Source organism: Saonia sp. (assembly GCF_056326165.1).
Map to the genome: position 1 here is coordinate 98,422 of NZ_JBWFBN010000006.1, position 12,275 is coordinate 110,696.

At 34.1% G+C, this 12,275-nt stretch carries 12 protein-coding genes; 3 read left to right on the forward strand and 9 right to left on the reverse strand.

The window, feature by feature from the left end; translation table 11 throughout:
• The first annotated feature begins 154 nt into the window (after positions 1-154).
• Positions 155-2,368 carry a DUF5916 domain-containing protein gene (locus AC000W_RS07405; protein ID WP_474747253.1) on the forward strand — a complete coding sequence of 738 codons (2,214 nt, stop codon included), beginning with the start codon at positions 155-157 and terminating at the stop codon, positions 2,366-2,368.
• On the opposite strand, the gene AC000W_RS07410 is transcribed toward AC000W_RS07405, so the two are convergent.
• The 3 genes from AC000W_RS07410 to AC000W_RS07420 form a co-directional block, all read right to left on the reverse strand.
• Complete coding sequence (locus AC000W_RS07410) at positions 2,361-3,053, reverse strand: DUF4386 domain-containing protein (RefSeq protein ID WP_474747254.1); 693 nt, start codon at positions 3,051-3,053, stop codon at positions 2,361-2,363. The genes AC000W_RS07405 and AC000W_RS07410 overlap by 8 nt on opposite strands.
• A gap of 88 nt (positions 3,054-3,141) precedes the next feature.
• Positions 3,142-3,687 carry a magnetosome magnetite crystal formation protein family gene (locus AC000W_RS07415; RefSeq protein ID WP_474747255.1) on the reverse strand — a complete coding sequence of 182 codons (546 nt, stop codon included), beginning with the start codon at positions 3,685-3,687 and terminating at the stop codon, positions 3,142-3,144.
• A gap of 113 nt (positions 3,688-3,800) precedes the next feature.
• Positions 3,801-4,700: an SMP-30/gluconolactonase/LRE family protein gene (locus AC000W_RS07420; RefSeq protein WP_474747256.1), complete on the reverse strand. Its 900-nt coding sequence runs from the start codon at positions 4,698-4,700 to the stop codon at positions 3,801-3,803.
• Positions 4,701-4,903: 203 nt separating this feature from the next.
• Between AC000W_RS07420 and AC000W_RS07425 the strand changes: the two genes are divergently transcribed.
• On the forward strand, positions 4,904-5,329 hold the full coding sequence (locus AC000W_RS07425) for a hypothetical protein (protein WP_474747257.1): 426 nt from the start codon (positions 4,904-4,906) through the stop codon (positions 5,327-5,329).
• Between the two features lie 2 nt (positions 5,330-5,331).
• Here the strand turns inward: AC000W_RS07425 and AC000W_RS07430 are convergent, their stop codons facing one another.
• Genes AC000W_RS07430 through AC000W_RS07455 form a run of 6 tightly spaced genes read right to left on the reverse strand, consistent with a single transcriptional unit; the run spans position 5,332 to position 11,510 of the window.
• The gene (locus AC000W_RS07430) at positions 5,332-6,666 is read right to left on the reverse strand and encodes a DUF58 domain-containing protein (protein WP_474747259.1); all 1,335 of its coding nucleotides are present in this window, start codon (positions 6,664-6,666) and stop codon (positions 5,332-5,334) included.
• A 5-nt stretch (positions 6,667-6,671) separates the two neighbouring features.
• Positions 6,672-7,676 (reverse strand): AAA family ATPase, encoded by a 1,005-nt coding sequence (locus AC000W_RS07435; RefSeq protein ID WP_474747260.1) that lies wholly within the window; start codon positions 7,674-7,676, stop codon positions 6,672-6,674.
• Between the two features lie 4 nt (positions 7,677-7,680).
• Positions 7,681-8,892, reverse strand: a complete 1,212-nt coding sequence (locus tag AC000W_RS07440; RefSeq protein WP_474747261.1) for a DUF4350 domain-containing protein — start codon at positions 8,890-8,892, stop codon at positions 7,681-7,683.
• Positions 8,893-8,894: 2 nt separating this feature from the next.
• Entirely contained in the window at positions 8,895-9,620 is a 726-nt protein-coding gene (locus tag AC000W_RS07445) for a DUF4129 domain-containing protein (RefSeq protein WP_474747263.1), read from the reverse strand.
• The gene (locus AC000W_RS07450) at positions 9,620-10,561 is read right to left on the reverse strand and encodes a hypothetical protein (protein ID WP_474747264.1); all 942 of its coding nucleotides are present in this window, start codon (positions 10,559-10,561) and stop codon (positions 9,620-9,622) included. The genes AC000W_RS07445 and AC000W_RS07450 overlap by 1 nt, the downstream gene beginning before the upstream one ends.
• Complete coding sequence (locus tag AC000W_RS07455; RefSeq protein ID WP_474747265.1) at positions 10,539-11,510, reverse strand: stage II sporulation protein M; 972 nt, start codon at positions 11,508-11,510, stop codon at positions 10,539-10,541. Before AC000W_RS07455 ends, AC000W_RS07450 begins: the two co-directional genes overlap by 23 nt.
• A 38-nt stretch (positions 11,511-11,548) precedes the next feature.
• Between AC000W_RS07455 and AC000W_RS07460 the strand changes: the two genes are divergently transcribed.
• Positions 11,549-12,274, forward strand: a complete 726-nt coding sequence (locus tag AC000W_RS07460; RefSeq protein WP_474747267.1) for an RDD family protein — start codon at positions 11,549-11,551, stop codon at positions 12,272-12,274.
• Position 12,275: the final 1 nt, after the last annotated feature.

Genomic DNA, 12,275 nt, shown 5'->3' on the forward strand with positions numbered 1-12,275 from the left:
AAATGAAAGTTACCATTTTTTTTAAAGTGTTAAAGCTTTTTCACATTAAACTATTGGTATTATGAAGAGTCTAATTAAAGACCAATTACATTTTTGAATCAACAGGCTGAGATATTAATACAAATGGTATCTTAGTGGAAGAAACCAATTGAAAATGACCACATCCAAAACCAAAATGAAATTCCTATGGATTTTGTGTTTTCCATTGTTCTGTATAGGGCAAGGAACTACAGTTTCCATGAACACTACTAGACCAACAACAAATGCAGTAGCTATTGAAAATGAACCATCTATTGACGGAGATGTTTTAAACGATCCAGTTTGGCAAGCCATAATGCCTTTTGGGGATTTGGTACAAACACAGCCCAATTTTGGACTACCTGCCAGTGAGAAAACTGAAATACGAATTGCCTATACTTCACAAACTTTTTATCTATCTGTTGTTTGCTATGATACTCAGCCAAATGGATTGGTGGTTTCTGATGCACGCCGAGATGCGGATTTAGAAAATACAGATGCCTTTATTTTTATTATGGACACTTATAAGGATGGTCAAAACGGATTTATTTTTGGCACTAACTCTATTGGTGTGGAGTATGATGCGCAGGTAGATAATGAAGGACAGGGAAATTTTAATGTTAATAGACAGCAGGGTGGTACTATAGGAGGTTTTAATTTGAACTGGGATGGATCTTGGGAAGTAAAGACCAATGTAGGAGATTATGGTTGGAGTGCAGAATTTGCTATTCCATTACGTACACTTAGATTTCAAGCTGGGAAAGATTGGGGAATAAATTTTAGAAGAAATATAAGAAAGAGCAATGAAGTGGTTTATTGGTCGCAAATTCCAATTGGACTTAATTTAAATCGATTATCCTTAGCAGGTACGCTTACGGGATTGGATTTAAGAACTCCAGGAAATTTAAAAGTGATTCCATATGTGTTGGGGCAATTAGCTAAAGATTTTGAAGCTGTGGACCCTAAAACCGATTTTACTCCAGAAGTAGGTGGGGACATTAAATATAGTATCACTCCGAGTTTGACCTTGGATTTAACTTACAATACGGATTTTGCTCAGGTTGAGGTAGATGAGCAGCAAGTGAATCTTGATAGGTTCAATTTGTTTTTTCCAGAGAAGCGACCTTTCTTTTTGGAAAACGCTGGCCTTTTTAGTGTTGGTAGCCCTGGAGAGGTAGATTTATTTTTTAGTAGGCGTATTGGTATTGGGGAAGAGGGAAATATTGTTCCAATAATTGGTGGCGCACGTTTATCTGGCAAATTAAATAAAACCAATGTTGGTTTATTGACCATGTTTACTGATGATGTGGAAGAAGCTAATATTGCTAAGAATAACTTTACTGTGGCACGAGTAAACCATGAATTTAAAGGGCGTTCTGCATTAGGAGTTGCACTAGTGAATCGTTCTGGGATAGGAGATGGTACAGATGACGATTTTAATAGAACTTATGCTATAGATGGAAAACTGGGATTAGGAAGAAAAGCTAGGTTGTCTGGATTTTATGCACAAACTGCTGGTCCCAATGATACCATTAATGAACATGCATTTAAAATGCAGGCCAATTATGTATGGAACAATTGGGAAGTTAGTGGGGCTTACACAGAAGTGGGCGAGGGCTTTAATCCAGAAGTTGGGTTTTTGCTCCGTTCTTCTTTTAGAAAGCCAGAGGCTAGGGTTATGTACCATTATCGACCTAAAAATGAAGACTCCAAAATTTTAGAGTTACGGCCTCATGTATCTTACAATAGCTATTTTAATTTTGATGGATTTAAAGAAACCAGTTTTGTGCATTTGGACAATCATTGGGAGTTTAAGAGTGGTTTTGAAGTCCATACAGGGATGAACCTTAGAACCGAAGGTGTATTGGATGCCTTTGAAATATCGGACGGAATATTTGTGCAACCTGGAGTTTATGACCATGTAGAATCACAAATGGTTTTATTGACTAATGAGAGTAAAGCCATTTCTTTTAATCTAAGGTCTGTTATAGGAGGTTCTTTTGGGGGTAATAGATATGTGCACAGCGGTACACTTAGGTTAAGGTCTGGTGACAAGTTCAATGCTGCATTTACGTACATTAATAATGAATATCGTTTGCCAGTAGGAGATTTTACTGCCAATATTTTTAGAAGCCAGTTGTCCTATTCCTTTGCACCCAATATTTATTTACAGAGTTTGGTACAAAATAATACCACCGATAAACTATGGGCAATAAACATGCGTTTTGGGTGGTTGCAACGCGCCAATACAGGACTGTTTGTGGTATACAACTATAATTTACGAGATGGTGACCCTTTGAACAATAGCTTTATTATTAAGTATACCAGAATGTTCGATTTGGTTAAGTAAGATTTTTATCTCTGACCCCCATAATTAGAAGCCACAGACATGTGCCAATTTCCCCAATACTTGCTGGAATAAGAATGTAAGATGAAATTGCTAATTCATAATAATTAGGCAACATAGTCTTGCCAACAAAATCTATGAAGTACATAATACTACCTGCCATTAAAAAAGCTCCCAAAATTTTTGGTATTAAACCCGATTTATAAATTAAATAACCCAAGGGAAATAACCATAGTCCCCAAAATACTTGAGCGATTAAGTAGCCACTACTATGAGAGTTTAGTTTAAGCATTATTTGATTTTGTATTTGTGTTTTTCCAAATATATCAAGATACTCAGGATTTCCAATGAGAGATATTATTTCATAATAGTTGGCCATGTTAAGAAATGCTATGGGAACACCAAAGACAGCCAAAACAACCATTATTGTTGCCATAGTTTTGTCAACAGGAGAAAATATTTTGTACAGCACTATTGGCACGAAAAGGAAAAATAAGTAGCAAATTAAACTTAATATAATGCCTAATCTAAAAAGACTTTCATGCAATAATAAATTTGAATAAGTAGCAGAGGGATTATTCCATACAATTATTTTGGAAGGAATATACATTAAGGCAAATATCCCGGTTACTACAACTGCGAAATAAAGAAGGCCGGCAAGCCTTCCTGTTTTTTTGATTGTTTTCATTTTTTTAAATGATGGTTTTGAAGATAAGACGACCCTGCACCTAATTAGTTACCAAATTAAATTTAATTGTAGAATTAAGTTGGCCTATTCATTCCCTTATAAACTTAATTAAAGATGGGTAGTATGAGTCTCTACCTTTGTAAGCCGCAATACCTAATGCAATTGGAAATAATATGTTGATGAGCATCATAAGTACTACTATAAATAAGAGAAATGGTTTTTGGGTAATCATGGAAGTGATAAAAAAAATGAATATAAAGGCTGTCCATAATATTTGAAAATTTATAATATTGGCACCTAATGAGTTTACTCCAATTATTTTTTCCTTTTTAGAAACCCAAAGGGCTAAAGGAATTAGAATATTGCCCAAAGGAATAAACCCATAAGAAAGAACTGATAGGTGTAATAGTAAATGATATCCTTTGTCTTCTATTTTACCATAATCATAAATGGCATCTGCATTTATATCCAGAGCCTCGCAAATTAAATTTAAAGTTGCACCTCTAGGTTCACTTTCGTCATTTTCAATGCGCTGAATGGTTCTTAAATTAACTTTGGCATTCTCTGCTAACTCTTCTTGAGAAAACCCTTTACGCCTTCTTATTTCTTTTATTTTTTTTCCTATTCCGCTCATAACATTACCACCTTTAAAATTATAATACAAATGTATAAGTGATTCAGTTTTTTGATAACGGTTTGTTTACGACATTTATATGACATTTGTGTCGACACCTATATTTTTATAGTCTATCTCACTCCTTGAACATTCATTTCTAAGGTATATAAAGAATTCAAGGCTGTAATAAAAAGAGTTTTTTGGTTTTTACCACCAAAGGTTACATTGGCTGTCCAACCTTGGTCTATAGGAATATGAGAAATCTGTTGGCCATCCTTATTAAAAACAGTAACACCTTTCCCTGTTAGATATAAATTACCTTGGTTGTCCAGGGTAATTCCATCCGAGCCCATTTCTGTAAAAAGAGTTTTATTAGTAAGTGTTCCATTTTCTGTAATACTATATGTATAGGTTTTTTGGTCACCTATATCGGCCACATACAAAATTTTTCCATCTGGGCTTCCAATTATACCATTAGGTTGCACCAAATCATCGGCCACAACTACTGGTTCATTCTTGCCTGGTGCAAGATAAAATACTTGCTGTTTTTCCAGTTCTGGCTCGGTTCGGGACCAGTAGTCCCTTTGGTAATATGGGTCAGTAAAATAGATTCCTCCTTTAGGGTTTACCCATAAATCATTGGGCCCATTTAATTCTTTTCCCTCAAAATCATCAACCAAAATTGTAATGCTTTTATCAGGGTTAATTCGCCAGAGTTCATTTTTTTCATCGGCGCATGCCAAAAGGTTTCCTTCATTATCAAAATAGAGGCCATTAGCCCTACCAGCATTTTTCATGTAGGTAGAAATACTACCATCTACCGACCATTTTAATATTCTATTATTGGGTTGATCTGTAAAAAACACATTTCCCTCTTTGTCTACGGCTGGTCCTTCGGTAAATTTATAATCCGCTGCTACCAAGGTCACTTTTGCACCTTCAGCAATTACAGATGTATCTTGGGCTTTGCAAGAACTAAAAAAAACAAAAATTAAAACGAAGGAGAGTGAATTACAATGGAGTGATTTCATGATGGGTTATTTTATGGTCAATCCTATAAAAATACACAAAACCTACTTTTTTAAGAAGAAACACCTGTCATTTAAAATTGATTTTTAAATTTCTGGTGAATCTCAACGATTATAAGTTGTTCTTTTCTTGCAAAAGAGTTTCCTTTTTATACATTTACCGCAAAGTGAAAAGAACTGCTCTCATACTAATTTTATTTTTCTTCATGAGCCAAGTACAGGCTCAAGTAGAAAGAGATAAAGCCTTACATTTTGTAGGGGGAACACTTTATGGATTGGCTGGTGCGGGGATAGCCAAACAAATTTCTCATGGAGATAGATATTGGACATTTGCAGGTGCTGTTGGAGGGAGCTTGTTGATTGGATTGGCCAAAGAGAGTATTGATCAAAATCAATATGGAGGTTGGAGCAATGAAGATTTGCTAGCAACTGTTTTAGGAGGAATGAGTGTAGGCTTTACAATAGATATTTTTACCAAAAAAAAGCATAAAAAGAAGCTTTCTGATTATAGTAACAGATATAATACTGATTTTTGGAAAAAGATGAATTACAACTTATTAGCCACACAAATTAATGAAGAACCCCTAACGTTAAACCTTATCTCTCTTCCTCCTGAACTGCTGAACAAATAGGTTTATAATAGTCCTCTAGCTTTAATTTCTAAATATTTATTTATTGTGTTTACGGTCAAGTCTTTAGGTTTGGTTAAAATAGTTTGGATACCATACTTGCGAAGCTCGTTTACAATAAGTTTCTTCTCATAAATAAATTTCTCGGCAATAGTTTGTTCAAAAATTTGATGGGTCGTTTCTGCCTGTTTGTTTATAAATTGGGTAAGTTCCGTATTTTCAAAAAAGATAATCACTAATAAATGTTGTTTAGCAATTGCCAGTAAATATGGTAACTGCCGATGCAGTGCGTCCAAGGTTTCAAAATTTGTATAGAGCAGTATTAGGCTTCTGTGGGTAATGTTCCTTTTTATATCTACATAAAGCCTACTAAAATCACTTTCCACAAAATCTGTTTCCAAATTGTAAAGTGTTTCTAAAATGAGGTTCATTTGGGAGCTACGTCTTTCTGCTACCACCCTATTTTCAATTTTGTTGCTAAAAGCAAACATACCTGCCTTATCGTGTTTTTTAATAGCGATATTGCTTATGACCAAAGTGGCATTTATTGCATAATCCAGTAAACTCAACTCTTCAAAAGGCATTTTCATAACACGCCCCTTATCAATTACTGAGTAAATTGGTTGAGATTTTTCATCCTGAAATTGATTAACCATCACCTGGTTTTTCTTGGCCGTTGCTTTCCAATTTATGTTTCTAATGTCGTCACCTTGAACATATTCCTTAATTTGTTCAAACTCCATGGTGTGCCCTATACGGCGTATTTTTTTTAATCCATACTCAAACAACCTATTGGTAAAAGCCATTAAGTCATACTTTCGTAATTGTAAAAAGGATGGGTAGACCGGAACTTCCTGCTCATTGTTAAACGTATATTTTCTTGACACCAGCCCAATAGGGGAAGAGGAGAAAACATTTAAGTTTCCAAAAAAATACACCCCTCTTTCTACAGGACGAAGCGTATAATTAAATCTTTTGGTTTCTCCTTTTGCCAATTTGGTTGAGATTTCAAAATCCCTTTTTTGAAATTGATGTGGAATTTCATCTAATATTTTTATTGTGGACGAAAAAAGATATGAATTAGATAGTTGAATATTGATATCATTATCATCTCCATTAGATAGTTTTTCTGGAACCAATCTCATCCCATTAATTTTACCTTTGGAAGCAAAAATTAATAACACATCAACCAAGAATGTAATTAAGAAAAGAAAAAACAACAATTTTATCACTCCATAAACATCTGGAAAAATATAGGAGACTAGAAAACCAATAATAAGGCCTACCAGTACAATAAAAAATCGTTTTTGTAAATAAATATTTTTAAAAATGCGTTTCATTGATTCTATCTTGGAATCTCAATAGTTTCCATAATTTGTTGTACCACTTTTTTAGCAGTGTAACCTTCCATTTCCCTTTCAGGTGTTAAAATAATACGATGAGCAAGTATTGGACTTGCTACTTTTTTAATATCATCTGGTGTTACAAAATCCCTACCGTTAATAGCTGCTAAAGCTTTGGATGCATCCATAATTGCAATTGAAGCTCTTGGTGAAGCTCCTAAATATAAATTGGCATTGGTACGGGTATTATTTACAATGGATGCAATATATTTTAATAGATTGGCTTCCACTATAATTTCCTTTATAGTGTCTTGGTAGGCCGCAATTTGTTTAGCTGTCAATACAGATGTAATCATGCTTTCTACATCCTTGTTCTTTTGTTCGTGTTTACTTTCCAAAATTTGAATTTCTTCCTCCAATGAAGGGTAATCCACATTAATTTTAAAAAGAAACCGGTCTAGCTGTGCCTCGGGCAATCTGTATGTGCCCTCTTGTTCAACAGGATTTTGTGTTGCAAACACTAAAAATGGAGGCTGCATTTCATACTCCATATTGTCTATGGTAATTTGTCTTTCTGCCATAGCTTCAAACAATGCTGCCTGTGTTTTTGCTGGAGCACGATTTATTTCATCAATCAATATGATATTTGAAAATAAAGGACCTTTTTTAAATTCGAATTCAGAGGTTTTTACATTAAAAATTGAGGTTCCCAAAATATCACTTGGCATAAGGTCTGGAGTAAACTGTATTCGGCTAAAATCTACATTCATGGTTTTAGCCAATAGTTTTGCAGTAACAGTTTTTGCCACACCAGGAACACCCTCAATTAATGAATGACCATTGGCTAAAATGGAAATAATAAGGAGTTCTACCATATCCTGTTGACCGATAATTACTTTCCCCAATTCCAGTTTTATTTTTTCAACAGATTCTTGCAATTTGGTAAGATCTATTCTGCTGTTAAATTCTAATGGGTTGTTTTCCTGTTCTTGGTTTTGTTCGTCCATATATTTATTTCTTAAATGTGTCTATCTTTTTGTTTAATGTAATAACATTTTGTTCAGAATGCTGTGTTCTGTTTTTAAGGTAAATGATAAAATCTATCAATTCTTTTGTCTCTTTTATAGTTTTGCCAGACTTAGCGGCCAAATCCATGGCAGTTTTATCATTTATGGTTGAGGTGTCTATATAATAATGGCTTCTAATGTATTCTAAGAAATAATTCAATTTTTTGGATATTAGGTCTGTGTAATCTTTATGTTGATAATACAGACTGCCCACAGTGCGTGCAAACTCAACCGAAGAATTTTTTAAAGGCTCTATAACAGGAATTATGCGTTGTTCTCTTTTAGCCCTAAAAACAACAAATACCAATAAGCCCAATATGGTAAGATAGTATGCCCACTTTAAAGAAATTTGATTTAAAACAAACCGCATGGGAGAATCAATTATTCTTCGTCCAGATTTTTTATAATTATCCCAATAGGTAGTTTTGTTTTCCAAGTAGGACAAGGCATGGGCCGCATAATTTTCATTTCCCCGTAATAGATAGTAATTGGCAAATGCTTGAGGAGTGCTACTTAAATAAAAATTTCCTTTTCCAAATTCAACTTTAATGAAATTTACTTTTGGGTTGCCGTCATCTGTATTTTGCTGCAATGGATTTTTTGAAGTTTCGTAGTTTAAATGACCCAAAATAGTTGTGCTTGTTGAATCCACACTTGTAAAATGGGTTTTGTTTAGGCCCCTAGAGTATAAAAAGTCTTTCTTAGGGAAGCTATTGTTTGTTAGATTTATTGATAGCGTATCTTCTTTGATGAAATAATTTGAAAGGACTTCTATATTTAGCGTGTCAGCAATCTTCCCACCAAATTCAGTTGCAGCTATAAAAACAGAATTGCCATCACTTACATAATCTAATAGTTCTCTACTTTCCTCTTCATCAAAATAAATATAATTGTTTATGAATATATAATTGGATTCTTCCTCAGGGTCTCTATATGCCAAAATCTCATATGGACTTTCTTCAATAGATTTTATGGAATCGTTAGGGAACAAAAGGGGTAGCTCATTAAAAAGGACGTGGCAACCAAACGGAATTTTATCAGAAGCGTAATAAGAAGGTCTCCAATTTATAGGTTTTGGGCGTACAATTTCCGTTACAATAATCGTTAAGAGTACTGCAATGAAAATCCCTATGATGATTTTTGCACGTCTATCCAAAGCTAGTTGAGTATTTGGTTTTCCAAGGTCGCAAATTTTAAGTGTGCCGCTTCATATTTAATTTCGTCCATGGGTTGTTCCCCATACCAGATATAGTCATACAAATAAGATACTTCTTTAAAAACAGATTTAAGGTTTGGTGTTTTTATTTCTTTTTGATAATCCAAATTTGTTTTGTCATAATGCCATTCTATAAGTCCCTTTTGAGATAGATTTTTTAAAACTCTTAAATATTGGTAACGTACCGCAAGTCTATAATCTCTTTCCTTAAGTGCCCCTTTTATTAAGGCATCCAAATCTATATTTTCTATATGTTCTTCAGACAAGTTAATATCTATAATGGGATTGGATTTTTTGGTAAATACGGCAGACAAATTTTCCCCTACAATGAACTTTATAAGCAAATAAAGAGCTAATGCCCCCATAAGTACATAGATAAGATATTCTATTATTGTTAGCATGCTTGGGGGAAGGTTGATTCCAAAAGTGTTTCTCAGTCCCTTAAATATCCAATTTAAAAACCGAGCCAAGAGGTTTTGAGATTCCCCTGTAGCAACATCATAATTGAATTCTTCACCTACATACTTATCTTTTAAGCTCTCATTAAAAGAACGGGTTTCCACCGCTTGGTTTTTATCCTCGGGAATCGATATTGAATCTTGTGCCTGTTGGGAAAACCCAAAGAATGAGATGCTTACTATAAATAATGTAAAGTAAAATTTTACCACTACTCCAAATTTCCTATTTGCTCTATTTTACTTCTTGTATTGGTGTTGTATGTTTTTTCATGTAAGGAATAGTATAAGATTCCATTCACAAATTGGGAAAGGCATTGACCAAAAACACCTACAATTAAAAACATACAAGTTCCTAAAGTATAAATAATGGTTGGGACTATTGATGCTGATACATCTACATCGTTCTCTACTACATGAAAGGTATAAATACCTACTATAACCCCAGGAATTATCATGATAACCATAACCAAAATTCCATTTAAAAGCCCAAGTATAAAATTTACCCCAACCGTTTTCCAAAAACTTTTGGTGGTTAAAGCCCATCCTTCTCCATAGCTATCTGTAACTCCTTTGTTGTCTTTTAACATACTAAAGAAAGAAACTCCAAACCAACCCAAAACAAAGAAAATTAGAATGTAATAGGCAAAAACACCCAAAAAGGGAATAATCATGAGAATAAAACCAACGATAGAACACCCTATATAGATTAAAATAAGAAGTAGCACAAAAAGGACAATGCTTCCTAACCGCTGTTTTACAAAATTCCAGACATCTTTTTTCCCAAAATCATTGCCTTGATGTATTTCATAATTAATCATATACGCTCCTGCTAAACTATAATTTAGCACCCCCACCATTATTATGATAATAAAATATAGTATTCCGCCCGCAACCAAATAGCCCATATAGGAATCATCATATAAAGTATTAATATTTCCATTGCTTTGGGCGGTAAACATTCCTATAAAACCAGATACCAATAGGTAACTTACCACAAGCAGCCCTATTAAAAAAATGCCATTATAGTTTAAAAAAATGTTTGTGAATTTTTTCAGATTTTGCTTTATAAAATCAAAATAGGTGGTGACAATGTCGCCAAAATCACGATTTACTTTTAACTCTATATACTTACTCTGAGTATTGTTTTGCATGTTGTCTGTTTAAAATGATGGGGTAGAGGATATAATAAAAAAGTATTAGAGCCAATGAGCTACCAATAATAAGAAACGCCAACCACGTGGGCATATTGGAATAACGGGTAATAAAACCTTCAATAAACCCAGCAATAATAAAAAATGGGATGGTGCTTACGACTACTTTAAGCCCATCTTTGGCACCTCTCATAAATGAAACCCGTCTAGAAAAAGTTTTCGGAAATAGAATACCATTGCCCATAATAAGACCAGCACAGCCAGCAATAATGATGACAGAAATTTCTATGGCGCCATGTAGCCATATTTGTTTGTTAGCCTCAAAAAACACTCCTTTAGTATAGAAAAAAGTTATAAATGCACCCAACATTACGCCATTGCTAAAAAGAATGTATGCCGTTCCAATACTCGTTATCACCCCAAAAGCAAATGCAAAAAAAGCAACACGTATGTTGTTTATTGTAATGCCTAAAAAGCTTCCTATCTCACTGCCACCTTTATAAATGGCAGTTGGGTCACCCTCTGCAATATTATTAAGAGTAGTATTTACATAGGCATCCCCTAAAATTAACCGTACAAAGGTTGAATCATTGATGGCTGAAATACTGCCTATGGCAGATGCAACGGCAAAAATTAGAAAAGCAATTCCTAATGTCCTATGATATTGCCTAAAAAATAAAGGAAATTCTCTTAGCCAAAAATCAACAATCCGGTTTCTACTTTCTTTTTTGTTCTTATAAATTTTTTGATGCGCCTGCGAGGCCAAAGAATTTAAGTACAATAAAGTTTTACTTTCTGCGTAATATGTCTGTGCATATGCCAAATCATTGGTCAACTGAATGTAGCCATTGGCAAGTTCGTCTGGATTGATGTTGGAGTTAAGGGTGATGGCTTTTTCAAAAGCAATCCATTTTTCCTTATTTTGCTTCACAAAAGCGGCTTCGCGCATATAGGGAGTTTACTTATAGAGTTAAAAATAGTATTAATATGTCCAATCTTCAAATCAATACAACGCAAAATGTCAATTTAGATTATAAGATTGTCAGTATTGGTGAGCGCATAGTCTCTTTTTTTATTGATGCATTTATCTTGTATCTCTATTCTGTTTTGGTAAACCTTATAGGAGATGCCATTGGCTATGTTTTTGATGATTCATGGACACAGCGTGGACTCGTGGCATTAATTTTTTTACCAGCCATGTTTTATAGTTTATTAATGCACAGCTTGTTCAATGGCCGTACGGTAGGTAAAATGTTGTTGAAGATGCGGGTGGTGAAAGTTGATGGGTCACCTGTTGAATTCTCTAACTATTTTGTAAGGTGGATGCTGCGCTTGGTTGATATTTGGATTTTTGTTGGGTCTATTGGACTTTTGACTATTCTATTTTCTGAAAAAAGGCAACGTTTGGGAGATGCCGCAGCAGGAACAGTGGTAATAAGCACCAAAAACAAGGTCAAAGTATCTCACACTATTTTAGAAGAAGTAGAAGAAAAATATCTACCTAAGTTTAACAACGTTACATTATTGACTGACAAGGATGTACGCCTTATTAAAGAAACCTATCATATAGCCAAAAGAAGTAGTGATTATAAAACAATGAAAACCTTAAGAGATAAGGTTGAAAGTATTTTAAATACGAATTCTGAATTATACGACGTACAATATTTGGATACTGTATTAAAAGACTATAATTATTACACCCAAAAAATCTAGG

Coding starts and splice junctions, on each gene's coding strand:
- AC000W_RS07405 (WP_474747253.1), top strand. CDS start 155: ATGACCACATCCAAAACCAAAATGAAATTCCTATGGATTTTGTGTTTT.
- AC000W_RS07410 (WP_474747254.1), bottom strand. CDS start 3,053: ATGAAAACAATCAAAAAAACAGGAAGGCTTGCCGGCCTTCTTTATTTC.
- AC000W_RS07415 (WP_474747255.1), bottom strand. CDS start 3,687: ATGAGCGGAATAGGAAAAAAAATAAAAGAAATAAGAAGGCGTAAAGGG.
- AC000W_RS07420 (WP_474747256.1), bottom strand. CDS start 4,700: ATGAAATCACTCCATTGTAATTCACTCTCCTTCGTTTTAATTTTTGTT.
- AC000W_RS07425 (WP_474747257.1), top strand. CDS start 4,904: ATGAGCCAAGTACAGGCTCAAGTAGAAAGAGATAAAGCCTTACATTTT.
- AC000W_RS07430 (WP_474747259.1), bottom strand. CDS start 6,666: ATGAAACGCATTTTTAAAAATATTTATTTACAAAAACGATTTTTTATT.
- AC000W_RS07435 (WP_474747260.1), bottom strand. CDS start 7,676: ATGGACGAACAAAACCAAGAACAGGAAAACAACCCATTAGAATTTAAC.
- AC000W_RS07450 (WP_474747264.1), bottom strand. CDS start 10,561: ATGCAAAACAATACTCAGAGTAAGTATATAGAGTTAAAAGTAAATCGT.
- AC000W_RS07455 (WP_474747265.1), bottom strand. CDS start 11,510: ATGCGCGAAGCCGCTTTTGTGAAGCAAAATAAGGAAAAATGGATTGCT.
- AC000W_RS07460 (WP_474747267.1), top strand. CDS start 11,549: ATGTCCAATCTTCAAATCAATACAACGCAAAATGTCAATTTAGATTAT.